Below are 18072 nucleotides of genomic sequence, written 5' to 3'. Positions count from 1 at the left end.
GGGAATTGCGCAAAATAAGAGATAGAGCGGTTCGGCGTTTTCCATAAAAGCCGGCGAACCGCGGTTGCTCACCGACGGGCAAGCGCTCCAGAAGCCGTGTCGGGCTGCAATCCCTCGCCGGGCGCGACGCCTGCAAAACCGCCCTTGATCTCCGCGACCTGCGCGCTGCCCGATCTCGAACCATGGATCCAGGCTCGGTCCGTGCTGAAGGAATAAAGCGGCACATAATCGGGGAGATCGCTGTCGCGCAGCACGGTGTTGTTGAGGCTGTCGAGAATGAACACGCCACTTGCCGTGCTTACCGACAGGACCGCATGGAAGAATCCCCGCCTGCGATCCTGGAGAACAACCAACGCCATGCTTTGCGCGGGGATGCCAGCCCTCAGCAGCGCCGTCATCTTCAGTATGACGAAATCCTCGCAGTCGCCGGCGCGCTTATCGAGCACCTCGGTGGGCTTTGCCCAGTAATCGAGCTTGCCATAGATGACGCTGTCCTTCCTGTAGGCGATCAGGTGATTGATGCCGCTGTTGACGAATGACAGTTTCTCGCTGAACCCTTTGCCCTGTGCCGACGAGATCAGCCTGGCAAAAGCCGCGCTCTTCTGCTCGCAGGCACTGCCCGCCGAGCAGCCGACAATTGCCTGGTAGACCGGTGCCCACCGCGCGGCGACGGGAAAGTTATGCATGGACAACGCGACCGAGCCGAACACGCCGGGGATAATCGTTGCCGTCTTGATGGGATCAATTCCGACATTCGCAGGCGCCGGCGCAACGCCCGCTTGGGCATCGTCGATCGTGTAACTCATGGAAACCAGGTCGGGCTGGTATCCTACCGCCGGTCGCCAAGGCTGGAATCTTTCTAGGGAAACGCCGCCCAGGCTGGGCGGCATCCGCACGTCTTCAACAAGCCCGCCGACCGAAGCGGTGTCCTCTAAATGGACGCTCGCGAGCGATGGCTGCGGCAGGCCTGCGAGGCTGATCGTCAGCAAGAGTAGCTTGAGGCCGGCTGTTCCCGGCGCGGTTTTTTCTTTTTTCATAACGCCCACCTTTTGACTGTGGACGGTACCGATCTTGTCTCAAATTATTGGCAATGAAGGTAGATAATGGCGACGAAACTTGTTTCCCCTATTTTTCGTAAAATTTTATTTGAATTTATACTTCTATTTACCATGCAACCGGGGGCGAGGCCTCATCCGCACCGGCACATATCGACTTATATAACAGAATATATGCTCCCAGTTTACCACGCGTAAAAAATGCCATTGTAGGCATATAATGGTATATAAAGTAGATTGACGGACGGTTGCAAAGTAATGGTTGCCGCTGTCTCTTTCGGGGAAATGCCGGAGGGGTACAAGCAATGACCATCAATAACGAATTGGACGCCGTTTCGGGTTCGTGGGACGAGCATTCCATGGCCAGTGAACGTCACGACCAGACCTCGCCGGCAGAGTTCCAGGTCGCACAGGCGGCTTCGACGCAACAGGCCGGGCCGGCAGCGGCCGAACCAGTGCCGGTCGATGTGGGCAGTGGCGCGCCGGCGGAAGCACCCGCGGAGGCGAAGGCCCAGGCGGCAGCCGCGCCGCACGAATACGTCGCCGACGCCGGCAACGTCGTGAAGCTTCCGGCGAACGTCTCGATCGACAACATCAAGGTCGACGGCCACAATCTCGTGCTCGAACAGGCCGACGGCTCGGTTATCGTGATCAAGGACGGCGCGCTCAACGTGCCGACCTTCGTCCTTGGCGATGTCGAGGTGCCGCGCGTCGCCTTGATCGCCGCGCTCGAGGCGAGCCATGTGGATGTCGCCTTCGGCGCCGATGGTTCGATGTCGGCTGGCCCTGGAGGTTCGACCTCGAGCGCCGGTGGAAATTTTGAAATTCCTCCTGGCGGCATCGGCGATGGATTTGATCTTTCGGCGCTCTTGCCGCCGACCGATCTGCAGTTCGGGCAGGCCGAGAGGCGGGAACTGTTCCTTCCCAATGCGAACCCGGAATTTGGCGATCTCACCGTCCGCGTGTCGGAAGAAGGGCTTTCCGGCGCAAACCCGGACGGCGATCCCGGCTCACCCTTCGACGAATCGAATCTTTCGGTGATCAACGGCAGCTTCGGCGCTACGGATCCCAATGGCGATCCGCTGACCTACGGCCTCGGAGTGCCTGCCACGACACTTACCTCGCACGGCACCGACATCGTGTGGGAACTGGTCGATTCGACGCATCTCGTCGGCAGGGTCGGATCGGACGTCGTGATCAGCGTCACCATCACGGATGCGAGCACGGGAACCTTCCAGATCGCCCTGCTCGGTCCCCTCGACCACCCGCTGGCCGGCTTCGAGGATGACCTCTCCATCGTCGTCCCCGTTACCGTGCAGGATCCGTTCGGCGGCTCGGCAACGGCCAACATGACCGTGATCGTCGAGGACGACAGCCCTGCCCTGACGGTGGGCAACACGGCAGCCAGTTCCGCGGTGCTCGATGAAAGCAACGCCGGTTCGCCGGCTGGCTTTCCGATCGATGTGACGAGCGCCAACCCGATTATTTCGGTTGCATCCAATTTCGGTGCCGACGGCGCCGCCGCCGGCGGCGGCATCGCCTATGCGCTGGGCCTGACCGGCAATGTCGCATCGCTCGATTCTGGGCCTGAAGACGGCCATTGGCGATTTTGCGATCACGCTGCTGCAGACCAATGCGACGACGGTCACCGGCACTTATCAGAACGGCGGCACCCACACCGCCTTTACCATCGTCATCAACGGCAATGGCACGCTTACGGTCACCCAATACGCTCCGCTGGAGCACACTGTCGATGGATCGAGCGCTGCTGTCCATGACGACGTGCTGACCCTCTCGGGCAAGATCACAGCCTCGGTGACCGTCACCGACTTCGATGGCGACAGCGCATTCGGCGGTGCCCAGATCGGCGGCGCGATCCAGTTCCACGACGATGGACCTTTGGTGACAGTCGTCGCCGACGCCGGCGCCGTGGTCTCACTCGACGAAACGCAGGCCTTGAGCATGGCGGCTGCGATCAACACAGGAACCATCGTCAAGGGCGATGATCCCGATATCGGCGGTACCGGGGCGATCACCTCCGGCACCAGCAACGGCGCCCTGGTCAATGTGACGGCGCTGTTCGGCGGCGACGGCCCGGCGGCAAGCACCGCCACCGTCTATCAGCTGAGCGTCACGAACGCCGTTTCCGGCCTGACCGTCACCGACGGCTCAACGATCACCTTGCAGACGCTTGCGAACGGAGTGGTTGTCGGAGTCGTGCAGGGCGGCGCGTTCAAGGGCGAGGCCGCGTTCGCGCTGTCGATCGATCCGGCCACCGGCAAGGTGACCGTCGAGCAATATCTGTCGCTCCACCATTCCGACACCGGTAATCCCGACGACACGGTTGCACTCACCGCCGGCTCGCTGGCCGTGAAGGTCACGATCACGGATAGCGATGGCGACTCCGCCAGCGCCAGCGCCGACGTCTCGGGCCAGATCAGTTTCGACGACGACGGGCCGAAGGTGACGGCTGTCGCCGCCAGCGGCGTTACGGTAGCGCTTGACGAGACGGCGACCGCGAGCACCCCGGCTGGGATCGACACTGGTACGGTCACCAAGGGCGAGGATCCCGATGTCGGCGGCACCGGCGCGATCGCGCACGGCACCAGCGACAGTGCCTTCGTCAACATCACGGCGCTGTTCGGCGCCGATGGTCCGGCCGTTTCGGGCAGCACCGTCTATGCGCTGAGCGTCACCAATGCGGTCTCCGGCCTTGCCGTCACCGACGGCTCGCTGATCACCTTGCAGACGCTGGCCAATGGCGTCGTCGTCGGCGTCGTCCAGGGCGGCATGTTCAGTGGCGATGCGGCGTTCGCGCTGTCGATCGATCCGGCCACCGGCAAGGTGACCGTCGAGCAATATCTGTCGCTTCATCATTCGGACGCCTCCAATCCGGACGACACGGTGGTGCTGGGCCTGCATTCGGTCGCAGTGAGCGTGACCGTCACGGATGGCGACGGCGACACCGCCAGCGCCAGCGCCGATGTCTCGGGCCAGATCAGCTTCGACGACGATGGTCCGAGCCTGACCATCTCGCAGCCGAACGGTGCCTTGAACGGCCTGTTCCTGGACGGCTTCGTCCCCAATGGCGAGGCCTGGGGTGCGGGCAGCGGCACCACGACCGGTCCCGCCGGCGCCTGGACCGTCACGGCCTCGCCTTACGAGGGCGCCAGCAGCATCGAATTGCAGAAGGTCGGTGACGGCTATCGCGGTGCAGACAGCCCGACCAACAGCGTTATGGTCGACCTCGAGGCCAGCCCCGGCAACATCCAGATCTCGCAGACCATGCTGCTCAGCGCCGGCGAATACCGCATCTCCTTCGAGATCGGCGCCGCCAACGACACCAGCCTCCTACACAGCGCCAAGCTCGAAGTGCTGTGGAACGGCGTCTCGGTCGGAACCTACGATCCCACGTCGGGCGTCATGCAGACCATCGCCATCGACGTCACGGCGACGGCCGGCGACAACTCACTGACGTTCCGTGAAATCGGCGAACAGGGCGACAACACCGGCACCTTCCTTGCCAACATCAAGGTCGGCGACATCATCGTTATCGACGAGACCGCAGGTGTCGATGCCGATTCCGACGACACCACCGATCCTGCCGTGGCGGCCCTGTTTGCCGGCGTCAATGCCGGGACCGATCCCGACATGCCGCTGCACCAATATGCGCAAGGCAGCGGCGGCGTCGTGAACGCCACGGCGCTGTTCGGCGCCGACGGACCGGCAGCGAAAGCTTCGCTCGTCTATGCGCTCACCCTTGCCAGCAATACGGGCGTGGATTCCGGCCTGAAGACCACCGATGGCCACGCAATCTCGCTGTTCAACGACGGCAACGGCCACATCATCGGCGTCTATGACGCCAACAACAACGGCGTTACCGCCACCGACGAGGTCGCCTTCGCGCTGCATGTCGATGCCGCCACCGGCCAGGTCGCGGTTGCGCAATACGTCTCGCTCCACCATCCCGACACCAGCAGCAACGACGAGGGCATCGCGCTCGGCGCCGGCTCGGTCTCGGTCACCGTCACGGCGACCGATGGCGACGGCGACCACGTCACACAGAGCGCCGACATCTCCCAGACCATCGTCTTCGAGGATGATGGGCCGAAGGTCCTGAGCGGCCATGCCGCGCCGGTGACGATCGACGAGGACGACATTGCCAGCCTGCTGTCGCAGGGAACCTCGCCCTATGACGGGTCCGGCGACGGTTCGGGCACGGAGTTCCCGCTGGGTGCGGCGATCGCATCCGGCTCGCTGAACGGGCTTGTCGACTTCGGCGCCGACGGTCCGGCCGCCGGCGGCGGTTTCGGCTTCACCGGCACGGCGGCCGCAGATCTGACGGCCATCGGGCTGTCGTCGAAGGGCGTCGAGCTGAGCTGGGCGGTCCAGGGCAACACGCTGGTCGGCTTTGTCGACAGCAACCACAACGGCGCTTACAACGGATTTGGCGACCGCACCGTGATGACGGTGACGCTGAACGCCTCGAGCGGCGCCTTCGTGGTGCGCCAGTTCGACCAGCTCGACCATGTCGCGCCGTCGGCCGGAACATCGGACCAGAACACCGCGCTACAGACGCATCTGGGCAGCGGCAGCGTGGCCGGCATCGACCTCGGCTCGGTGTTCCAGGCCAAGGACGGCGACGGCGATACGGTCAAGCTGACCGGCAAGGCGACGGTCACCGTGGTCGACGACGTGCCACAGGTGCTCATCGCCGCGACCGGCGTGTCGGTCGTGCATGACGAGACGGCGGGCAACCAGAACGACGACACCAGCAGCGCCTCGGTCGCGCACCAGTTCGATTCGCTTGGACTGGGCACGGCAAGCCTGGGCTATGCGCATGGCAACCAGTCGGTGGTGCTGTTCGGCTCGCTGCTCGGCACGGACGAGCCGCGCGCGGCCGTGCTCAGCCTTGCGGTTGCAGCGCCGGGCACCGATTCGGGCCTGAAGACGACCGACGGGCACGAGATCTCGCTGTTCAAGGAAGGCAATCTGATCGTCGGCCGCGTCGACAACGCGAACGGTACGGCCAATCCTGGCGGCGCCATTGCCTTCGCGGTCTCGGTCGACCAGACCGGCCATATCTCGACGGCACAGTACCTGTCGCTGCAGCATCCGCTGGCCGGCAACGGTTCGGGCGGCTCTTATGACGAGCCGGTCAACCTGTCCGGCAAGATCAATGCGGTGGTCACCGTCACCGACTTCGACGGCGACACAGTCAGCCAGTCGCTCGCCATCGGCGCCAAGATCATCTTCGACGACGACGGGCCGAAGATCCTGAGCGGCCATGCCGCGCCGGTGACGATCGACGAGGACGACATTGCCAGCCTGCTGTCGCAGGGAACCTCGCCCTATGACGGGTCCGGCGACGGTTCGGGCACGGAGTTCCCGCTGGGTGCGGCGATCGCATCCGGCTCGCTGAACGGGCTTGTCGACTTCGGCGCCGACGGTCCGGCCGCCGGCGGCGGTTTCGGCTTCACCGGCACGGCGGCCGTAGACCTGACGGCCATCGGGCTGTCGTCGAAGGGCGTCGAGCTGAGCTGGGCGGTCCAGGGCAACACGCTGGTCGGCTTTGTCGACAGCAACCACAACGGCGCTTACAACGGATTTGGCGACCGCACCGTGATGACGGTGACGCTGAACGCCTCGAGCGGCGCCTTCGTGGTGCGCCAGTTCGACCAGCTCGACCATGTCGCGCCGTCGGCCGGAACATCGGACCAGAACACCGCGCTACAGACGCATCTGGGCAGCGGCAGCGTGGCCGGCATCGACCTCGGCTCGGTGTTCCAGGCCAAGGACGGCGACGGCGATACGGTCAAGCTGACCGGCAAGGCGACGGTCACCGTGGTCGACGACGTGCCACAGGTGCTCATCGCCGCGACCGGCGTGTCGGTCGTGCATGACGAGACGGCGGGCAACCAGAACGACGACACCAGCAGCGCCTCGGTCGCGCACCAGTTCGATTCGCTTGGACTGGGCACGGCAAGCCTGGGCTATGCGCATGGCAACCAGTCGGTGGTGCTGTTCGGCTCGCTGCTCGGCACGGACGAGCCGCGCGCGGCCGTGCTCAGCCTTGCGGTTGCAGCGCCGGGCACCGATTCGGGCCTGAAGACGACCGACGGGCACGAGATCTCGCTGTTCAAGGAAGGCAATCTGATCGTCGGCCGCGTCGACAACGCGAACGGTACGGCCAATCCTGGCGGCGCCATTGCCTTCGCGGTCTCGGTCGACCAGACCGGCCATATCTCGACGGCACAGTACCTGTCGCTGCAGCATCCGCTGGCCGGCAACGGTTCGGGCGGCTCTTATGACGAGCCGGTCAACCTGTCCGGCAAGATCAATGCGGTGGTCACCGTCACCGACTTCGACGGCGACACAGTCAGCCAGTCGCTCGCCATCGGCGCCAAGATCATCTTCGACGACGACGGGCCGAAGGTGACGGCTGTCGCCGCCAGCGGCGTTACGGTAGCGCTTGACGAGACGGCGACCGCGAGCACCCCGGCTGGGATCGACACTGGTACGGTCACCAAGGGCGAGGATCCCGATGTCGGCGGCACCGGCGCGATCGCGCACGGCACCAGCGACAGTGCCTTCGTCAACATCACGGCGCTGTTCGGCGCCGATGGTCCGGCCGTTTCGGGCAGCACCGTCTATGCGCTGAGCGTCACCAATGCGGTCTCGGGCCTTGCCGTCACCGACGGCTCGCTGATCACCTTGCAGACGCTGGCCAATGGCGTCGTCGTCGGCGTCGTCCAGGGCGGCATGTTCAGTGGCGATGCGGCGTTCGCGCTGTCGATCGATCCGGCCACCGGTAAGGTGACCGTCGAGCAATATTTGTCGCTTCATCATTCGAACGCCTCCAATCCGGACGACACGGTGGTGCTGGGCCTGCATTCGATCGCAGTGAGCGTGACCGTCACGGATGGCGACGGCGACACCGCCAGCGCCAGCGCCGATGTCTCGGGCCAGATCAGCTTCGACGACGATGGTCCGAGCCTGACCATCTCGCAGCCGAACGGTGCCTTGAACGGCCTGTTCCTGGACGGCTTCGTCCCCAATGGCGACGCCTGGGGTGCGGGCAGCGGCACGAACACCACGGGCACGGCCGGAGCCTGGACCATCGAGGCCTCGGAAACCCACGGCGCCACCAGCGTCGAACTGGAGAAGGTCGGTGACGGCTATCGCGGCGCCGACAGTCCGACCAACAGCGTTATGGTCGACCTCGAGGCCAGCCCCGGCAACATCCAGATCTCGCAGACCATGCTGCTCAGCGCCGGCGAATACCGCATCTCCTTCGAGATCGGCGCCGCCAACGACACCAGCCTCCTACACAGCGCCAAGCTCGAAGTGCTGTGGAACGGCGTCTCGGTCGGAATCTATGATCCCACGTCGGGCGTCATGCAGACCATCGCCATCGACGTCACGGCGGTCGGCGGGAACAACTCACTGATGTTCCGTGAAATCGGCGAAGCGGGCGACAACACCGGCACTTTCCTTGCCAACATCAAGGTCGGCGACATCATCGTTATCGACGAGACCGCAGGTGTCGATGCCGATTCCGACGACACTCCCGGAATCGCGAACCTGTTCGACGGCATCACCAATGTCGGAAGCGATCCCGACATGCCGCTGCCGCAATACGCGCAAGGCAGCGGCGGCGTCGTGAACGCCACGGCGCTGTTCGGTGCCGATGGCCCGGCAGCGAGCAATTCGCTTGTCTACGCGCTCACCCTTGCCAGCAATACGGGCGTGGATTCCGGCCTGAAGACCACGGACGGGCTTGCAATTTCCCTGTTCAACGACGGCCACGGCCACATCATCGGCGTCTATGATGCCAACAACGACGGCATCACCGCCACCGACAAGGTCGCCTTCGCGCTGCATGTCGATGCCGCCACCGGCCAGGTCGCGGTTGCGCAATACGTCTCGCTCCAGCATCCCGACACCCACAGCAACGACGAGGGCATCGCGCTCGGCGCCGGCTCGGTCTCGGTCACCGTCACCGCGACCGATGGCGACGGCGACCACGTCACACAGAGCGCCGACATCTCACAGACTATCATCTTCGAGGACGACGGGCCGAAGGCGGTCGGAACCGCCTCGATCACGGCGAATGTCGATGAAGATGGGCTTGCCGGACACAACCCAGATGCCGGCAGGCCGGGTGAGACGGGAGCGATCGGCCTTTCCGCGACCGTCACGGGCGCTGCCGGCGCGCTGACCGCGCTCGTCGACTTCGGCGCCGACGGCCCGGGCGCCCAGGCGTTTCATCTTGCCTCGACGGCCGTGCCGGCGGATTCCGGCCTTACGTCGCAGGGCGCGCATGTGCTCATCGTATCCGATGGGAGCACCTTGCATGGTTATGCCGAGGCAGGAAACGGCGCCGGCTTCTCGGCCGGCGACCGCGAGATCTTCCAGCTGACCGTGGGGGCCAACGGCTCCTACGTCTTCACGCTCAAGGACCAGATCGATCATCCGGCGCTGGAAGGCCAGGCGGGAGACAATGGTGAAAACCAGCTGACGAACCCGATCGATCTTTCCTCGTATATCGTCGCGACCGACGGTGACGGCGACTCCATCTCCCTTGGCGCCGGGACCTTCCTGATCCAGGTCCTCGACGACATTCCGGTGCAGACCAGCGCCACCGTCTCCGGCAATGTCGGCGAGGACGCGCTTTTGCTGGCGAACTCGAATGGTCATTCCGTCGGCAATCCCGACGGAGATGGCCTCGGCACGGTCGCGACCGGTTCGCTGAGCTCGCTGGTCTCCGCCGGGGCGGACGAGCCCGGTTCCTTCTCGCTGATCCAGAACCCCGCTGGCTTGCCGGCGGCGACATCGAAGGGCGAGGCGATCGTCTACCACGTCGACGGCACGGTGCTGACCGGCTATGTCGAGAGCGGAACACCCGGCCTCGATGCGGGCGACCGCAAAGTCTTCACCCTCGATGTCCAGCCGAACGGCACCTACACCTTCACCTTGCTGGACCAGATCGACCACCTGCCGAACTCCCCCGCCAACGATGACAACCAGAAGCTGGTGCTCGACTTCACACATGCGCTCCAGTTCACCGACGCCGACGGCGACACGATCGCGATCACCGGCGAGACGACGACCACCACAGCCACAACAGGCCTGAGCCTGCATCCGGGCCACTACGACACCTACACCGTGGGCGGCGTTACGTTCGATGGACTGACGTTCAATGGAACCTTGGCTCACGATTTCAACAATGGCGCCGGCGGCGATTCCTTCAACGTTTCGGGCCAGGGCGTCGGCATCGCTGACAACCATATCCATGACAATGAGGGCTTCATCTTCTCGCGGCCCGGCACCGACGCAGTGAGCTTCACCATCAACGGCAACGGTTCGGGCACGATTTCCTGGGAAGCCTACAATGGCGCCGGCGTGCCGATTTCCGGCGGCGCCGGTTTCCAGACTGGAACGATGGCCATGCCCGCCAACGGCTCCGTGGTCACGATCGACCCGACGGGCACGTTCGACCATCTGGTGATCCGCTTCGATCTCGACAGCGGCGACAAGATCCGTGCCGAAGATTTCCTCTATACGTCGACCACGACCACCAGCGGCGGCGTCTTCACCATCGGCATCGAGGACGACATTCCGGTGGCGCTGAACGGCAGCGCCACTCTTCCGACCGTTTATGAAGACACGCTGACCGGCCTGTCGAGCGGAAATTCGGAAGCCGGCAGCCAGCCAACCTCGGTTACGTTTGGGGCATCAGCCTTCGTCCCACTGCTTTCCATCGGCGCTGATGACGACGCGACTTTCTCCTTCAACGTCGAAAAGAATGGAACTCAGGCGGGCGTGTCGTCGGGGGGATCGGCGGTTCATTTCGTTGTGGGTGTCGATGCCGTCGATGGCGTCGCGGCGGACGGTCGCACCGTGTTCACGATTGCGGATAACAACAACGGCACCTTTACGCTGACGCTGCTCGATCACCTCGACCATAGTCTCAATTCCGGCGACAGCGGAACGATGGCGATCGACATCGGCTCGCTCTTCAAGGCGACCGACTTCGACGGCGACAGCGTCAACCTGGCCGGCACGTTGAACATTGTGGTCGAAAATGACAGGCCAGTGATCGTTGCGGCGGAGACCACCGTGGCGGAAAGCACCGCAGCGGGTTCCACAAACGCATTCAACGCGGCCTCCGCGACCGGCTCGCTGGGAATCTCGTGGGGAGCCGACGACGCCAATCCCAACAGCGGCATTCACGACCGCTCGGTTGCCTTCAATCCGGCGTTGGCCGGCGTCCAGGCTGGCCTGACGTCCAATGGCGATGCCATCACCTACACTCTGTCCAGCAACGACACCGTGCTGACGGCGACCGCCACGCACAACTCGGTCATCCGCACCATCTTCACCGTGTCGATCAACGATCAGACGAACGGCAACTATTCGTTCAACCTAGAAGACAATATCGACCATCCGGCTGGAGCCGACCACAACGACAAGGCCCTGTCCTTCGGCTTCAACGCGACGGATTCGGATGGCGACAGCACGTCGTCCGCCTTCACCGTGCATGTCACCGACGACATTCCGGTCGTCACCAGCCCTGCGGGTACGGGCAATGTGTCGGAGAGCCTGCTGCCCCTGGTACAGCCGACATCAGGCAATCTCAATATCGACTGGAATGCGGACGACAAGGGATCGAGCCATCTCGAATTCGCGCGCGGTCCCGGCAACACTCTCATGGCGCCCGAAGAGCTGACCTCGGGCGGCGTTTCGCTGGACTACACAGTCCGTCTTGCCGCCAACGGCGTCGATGAGGAACTCGTCGCCTTCAAGCAAGGCGACACCGTATCCAATCCCGTCTTCATGGTGACCCTGAACGGCGTGGGCACCCCGACCTTTGTCTTCACCCTCTGGCAGCCGCTTGACCACGACCACACCGGCGGCAGCGACGCCTCGCTGCCGCTCGGCTTCACCATCAAGGCCGTCGACGGCGACGGCGACTCCGTCACCCAGAGCTTTACGGTCAATGTCGCGGACGACGTGCCGGCGGCAGCGATGAATGCACAGGTCCAGCTCGATGACGACGCGCTGGGCGGCAATCCCGATGGCACCGGCGATGTCACTCCCGACACAGCCCACACATCCGGTACGCTCGGCCACACCTACGGCGCCGACGGCGCCGGTACGACGCTGCTCACCGGCGCAACGCTGCCGGTTGCGGGCGGGTTCTCGGTGACCTCGAACTCGGGAACCGACCTGATCATCAGCCAGATGCAGAACAACGTCGTCGTCGATGTGCTGAAGGTGCATCTGGCCGACACCACATCCGGCGCCTACACGGTCACGCAGCTTCATGCGATCGAGCACCCTGCCGGCGACGACGAGAACAATCTGCAGTTCGGGGTCAACTACACCGTCACGGACGGCGACCACGACACGGCCACCGGCACGCTGTCGATCGATGTCGACGACGACACGCCGACGGCGAGTGTGAGTGCCTCGCAAAACGTCGCCGAGGGCACAACGGTCACCGGCGTGCTGGACTTCGTCGCCGGCGCCGATGGTGCCACGGTGACGCAGATCAACGGCAAGACCCTGGTGTTCGGCGCCGATGGCTACTCGCAGCCAATCGTCTTCGAGCACGGCACGATGGCGGTCATGGCGAATGGCAGCTACACATTCACCGCGCAAGGCGACGACGTCTATCTTACTGGAGGCACCGCAACCGGCACCTTCACCGTAAAGGATGGCGACGGCGATACGTCGACCGCCAACTTCGGCTTTGCGATCAACGACACCACCAACGACACGACGGTCAACCTTAGCGCCTCGACGGTGTCGGAAGGAGCGGTGGCCAACTACGTCTTCACGGCAACACTGTCGAACGCCTCCCAGGGCGTGACCACGATCACAACCAACCAGGGCGACATCACGATCGCGAACGGCCAGACCACCGGCACGCTGACGATTGCCTCAGGCAATGACGAGGACGTCTATCTCGACGCGTCGAGCCGGACCGCGACCATCATCAACACCAGCGGTGGCAATTTCGAGCATCTCGTGGTCGGCGCCGCAACGGCGACGGCGCAGGTCACCGACACTACCAACACGGTGACGGCGACGCTCACGTCCTCAACAATCCCGGTCTCGGAAAATGGCGGCTCGATCCTCTACACGGTGACGCTGACCGGTACTCCTGGTTCGGTCGCACCGACCGCACCACTGACCTTCACGCTGGCCAATGGCGAGACAGTGACAGTCGCCACCGGCGCTACGACAGGATCCGTGACCCACACCTACACGGACGCCCAGATCACCAACCAGGCGAATATTTCCAATTCGATCGCGTCGGTGCAGTCGGGGGGCAGCGAATACGAGCATCTGGTCACGGCGGGCTCGACCACTGTCGACGTCAACTACTTGACGACGCTTACCGGTCTGACGCTGCAAGCTTCGGGCGGGGATACGTTCGTCGATGAAAAGGGCCTGGATATCCGTAGCGGCGAACCTGCGGGATCCGGCGAAAACGACAACAATCCGGCTACCAATGTCGATCCGTCAGAAAGCAACACCGGCGCCTTCGGTTTCACATCGCCCGACGGCCTGGTCACGCTGACGATCGGGACCACAGCGCTGACCTTGGCAGAGTTACAGGCCGCCTCGCCCGGAGCGCCGGTGACCATCTTGGGCGGCCCGGCCTACGGATTGCTCCAGGTGACAAGCTTTGTCGGAGACGCGACCGGCGGCACGGTGACCTACAAGTTCACCTTGCTCGACAATGTCACTCATCCGAATACAACGGCGGATGCGACGCCCGATGACCGTGGCCTCGAGGATCAGGTGTTTGCGAACTACGGTGTTGTCGTTACAGACACCGACGGCAGCAGCACCACCTCTTCGCTGGACATCGCGATACGCGATGATGGCCCAACGGCCCACAATGACACCGATTCCTTCGGCACTGGCATCATAGGCAGCTCGATCCTCGGCAATGTGATAGACGGCGCCGGCACCAACGAAGGTCTGCACGGCACCGGTATCGACACCCTGGGTGCCGACGGCGCCAAGATCAGCGGCGTCACTGGCTCTGGTGGATCGGACACCGATGTGGCTGGCGGCGGCTTCGTCGTCAGCGGCCAATTCGGCACGCTGGCTCTGCAGGAGGACGGCAGCTACGTCTATACCCGTGTCTCCGGCCTGGCCGGCAGCGACGTGTTCACCTACACGCTGAAGGACGGCGACGGCGACACCTCGACCGCGACGCTGACCGTCGGGCTCGACAGCACCGGTCAGCCGACCGCCACCTCGTCGAGCATTGTGGTCGACGAAGACGATCTTGCCGCGGGCGTCCACAACACCAATAGCACGGGCGACGATACGACTTCGAACCCCGCGGACATATCGCTCGGCAGCTATGGGCCGGACGGGCATGGCTCGCTCAGCTTCGACGTTGCCAATGGCGACACCGTCATGGACGGCGCTTTCACAGTGAAGCATGACGGCGTCGCGCTCCACTATTACTACGACACGGCCTCACACACCTTGTACGGCACGACCGACACGTCCGGCGCGACGGCCGCAGCCAACCACGCCGCCTTCAAGATCGAGGTTAACCAGACAGCGGCGACCTATAACTTCACGCTGCTGCAGGAGGTCGATCACCCGCAAGGCGGCGGCGAGAACGACATCAATCTTTCGCTTGGGTACACCATCACCGACTCCAACGGCGACCACGCCAACGGCACGGTCGCCATCAAGATCGACGACGATATGCCGGTGGCGAAGCCGGACACCGTGCAAGTAGACGAAGGCAGCAAGCCGACGCTCAATGCTATCCTCGTGCTCGATCTTTCGCTCAGCATGAACAGCGATCCGGATGGCACGGGCGGTTTCACTACCCGGCTTGCACTCATGCAGGCGGCGGTCCAGAATTTCCTGAGCAGTTCGACAGTGATCTTCAACCAGATCACGATCTATTCTTTCGGAGTAGGAGCCGAGCTCGTCGGCCAGTACACGATCGGTGAAAGCAACTACATCCAGAGTGCCATCAACACTGTAAACGGGTTCAATTCGAATAGCCTCTCGGCTGGCACGCAATATGACTCCGCCGCCAACCTGATCGACGGCAGAAGCAGTAGTGCCGATCGCTACGCGAATTTGCCGCATCCCACGGCCGACGCCACCAACATCTACTTCCTGAGCGACGGCGACCCGCAATCGGGAGCGAGCCTGGATGCGAACGAGCAGAGCAGCTGGAGTAATTTCCTCGCCAGCAGCCAAGTGAACCAGGTCTTCGCGCTTGGCTTCAGCGATATCGCCAATACGAATTTCCTGGCGCAGATCGCCTCGCGCCCAGGCGATATTGCCGAAGCGGTGACGGATCCGACCGAGCTCTCATCGACGCTGGCGGGTGCGCTGCCATCGTCCGCCTCGGGCAGCATTCTTGCCGATCATGGCCTTGGCATCGATGCGTTTGGCGCTGACGGCGGCCACATCCAGTCGATTGCGATCGACGGTACGACCTATACGTTCAATGGAACGAACGCCATCAGCCTTTCCGGCGCATTACCCGGCGCGCATCTGCTTGCAAACGACGGCAAGTCGATCGAGGTGAGCACGAGCGCCGGTGGCAAGCTGACCTTCTATTTCGCCGATGAGGGCACCCACCACGCGGGCGATTACAACTACACCGCACCGGCGAACGTCAATGCGGACAAGATCGAGACATTCCACTATGTCCTGGTGGATGGCGACGGCGATACGGCCGGAGCGGATCTGCAGATAACGGTTCTGGATATCCCGAACGCCGCACCCGTCATCACGGCGCCCAATGGCGGCAGTGATTTCACCGTAAGCATGCCGGAAAACACGACCGCAGTGACCGACATCAATGCTACCGACACCAATGGCGACACGCTGACCTATTCGATCGTAAATACCCCAGGGACTGACTCCAGCAAGTTTACGATCAATCCGACGACAGGCGTTCTGGCCTTTGTCTCGGCGCCGAACTTCGAGGCGCCGACCGATGTCGGCACCAACAATTCCTACATCGTCAACGTCCAGGTCTCAGACGGCCATGGTGGCACGGACATGCAGCAGATCACGGTCAATGTGACGAACGTCAACGAAGTGCCGGTCTTTGCAGCCACGAGTTCCGCGCTGACTCTAGTGTCGAATACGGGTTCAGGCGCGGTCACCTTTACCGAGGCCGCTCTGGCACACTATTTTACTGACGTCGATAGCTCTGCGGTTGGTATCGCCAGCGTCGCCGAGGGGAGCAACCTCGATGATGCCAGCGGAACCGGCCTCGGCGCCGGAAACGTTGGGACGGTGGGCACGATTACGATCGATGACAAGGGTTCGCTCGGCGGAACGTTCTCAACCATCGCCACGGACGGCACGGCCAGTTCGCCCTCGGTCAATATTGCGTTCAGCAACAATTCCACCAGCACAGTCACCTTGAACGCCGCTGGAACTGGGGATCCGATCATCGTCAACTCTCAGACTTCCGCAGCGACGATGACCGGTGGTGCCGGCAATGACTATATCATCGGCAATTCGGGCGCGGACACACTTAACGGTGGTGCCGGTGCGGACACGCTCATCGGAGGGCTGGGTGGCGACCGGCTAACGGGTGGAGCCGGCGCTGACACGTTCGTTATTGCAAGCGGCAATTCGCCGGGGACAACCGGCGGTAACTTGAATTCCGGAACCATATCCGGCTTCGACGTCATTACCGACTTCGATCCCACAACCGACAAGCTTACGCTGGCAGGGACGCCCTTTGCCGCCGCCAACGTGGGGATTCCCACCCATGTCGATGGTGCAAATTCCACCTTGACCATTGGTGATAGCGTGATCAGCCAGCATAGCATTACGAATGGTATCATCACCTTCTACAACGCATCGAACACGGCAGTGACGTTGGGGGCGGCAGCGAATGTCGCCGCAGTTGTCCAATATCTGCACAACAATAATCTGGGTAACGCCGGCGTAGCAGTCGCCTTCACTGCGACCTACGGTAGCATCACTCACACCTTCGTGTATGAGCAGGTTGGAAACACACCGAACTCAACTAATGACATTCTTGTTGATCTGCAAAATGTCCCGGGCGGCATCTCCAATCTGGGGACGCTTATCTCGAACGGCTCAGTCGACCCGATCATCCTCGACCTCAACCACAACGGCTTCGCCTTCTCCGACCTCAGCCACGGTGTCCAGTTCGACATCAATGGCGACGGCGCCAAGGACCAAATCGCCTGGAACACCTCGAATGACGGCATGCTGGCGGTCGATCTCAACCATGACGGCAAGATCGACGACGGCACCGAGCTGTTCACGCCGAGCTTCGGCGGCGGCAAGTTCGCCAGCGGGGCGGCGGCACTCGCCTCTCTCGACGGCAATCATGACGGCGTCATCGATCACAATGACGCCGCCTTCGACAGCCTGCTGATCTGGAAGGACGCCAATACCAACGGCGCCAGCGATGCCGGGGAATTGTCGCACCTCGCGGATAACGGTATCGTCTCGATCAGCACGGCGGCCAGCCCCGCCGTGGGCGAAATCGACGGGCAGACCGTGACAGGCAACGGCACGTTCCAGATGGCCGACGGCACCACCGGCAACTATGTCGAGGTCGAACTCGACACCTCGCTCGGTGCCCCCGCACAGCCGACCGTCGCCTCCGACGGCACGAAGACCTTCGCCATCGGCTCTCTCGAGGTGACCGACCTGATCGCCGACTTCCATGACGGGGCCAAGGGCGACCAGATCGATCTTACGGCACTGCTGAAGGGCCTGGCCGGCGTCACCGATCTCGAGGCCGGCGGCTTCGTGGAGATCGCGCAGTCCTCGGCCAACGCGGCGAACGCGGAGGTCAAGGTCGACACCAATGGCGGCGGCGACAACTATCACACGGTGGCGGTGCTGGAGAACTATACGTTCCACAGTGCGGCCGAAGCAGTCAAAATACTCTATGACGACAGCCATGGTACCAAGCAGGACGTGGCCTAAGGGGCAAAAGGAACGGGGTGAGCAA

General features: G+C 63.2%; 2 protein-coding genes. One reads left to right on the top strand and one right to left on the bottom strand.

Annotation, left to right across the window (positions count from 1 at the left end):
* Window positions 1-68: 68 nt before the first annotated feature.
* Window positions 69-806 (bottom strand): transglutaminase-like cysteine peptidase, encoded by a 738-nt coding sequence (locus tag ACIU1A_RS03910; RefSeq protein WP_404926659.1) that lies wholly within the window; start codon window positions 804-806, stop codon window positions 69-71.
* 1812 nt (window positions 807-2618) lie between these two features.
* Between ACIU1A_RS03910 and ACIU1A_RS03905 the strand changes: the two genes are divergently transcribed.
* On the top strand, window positions 2619-18047 hold the full coding sequence (locus ACIU1A_RS03905; protein WP_404926658.1) for a DUF5801 repeats-in-toxin domain-containing protein: 15429 nt from the start codon (window positions 2619-2621) through the stop codon (window positions 18045-18047).
* The last annotated feature ends 25 nt before the right edge of the window (window positions 18048-18072 follow it).

The organism is Mesorhizobium maamorense (genome assembly GCF_044998965.1).
Lineage (GTDB): Bacteria > Pseudomonadota > Alphaproteobacteria > Rhizobiales > Rhizobiaceae > Mesorhizobium.
The sequence above is the reverse complement of the archived record's forward strand: the minus strand, read 5'-3'. Positions and strand labels throughout refer to the sequence as shown.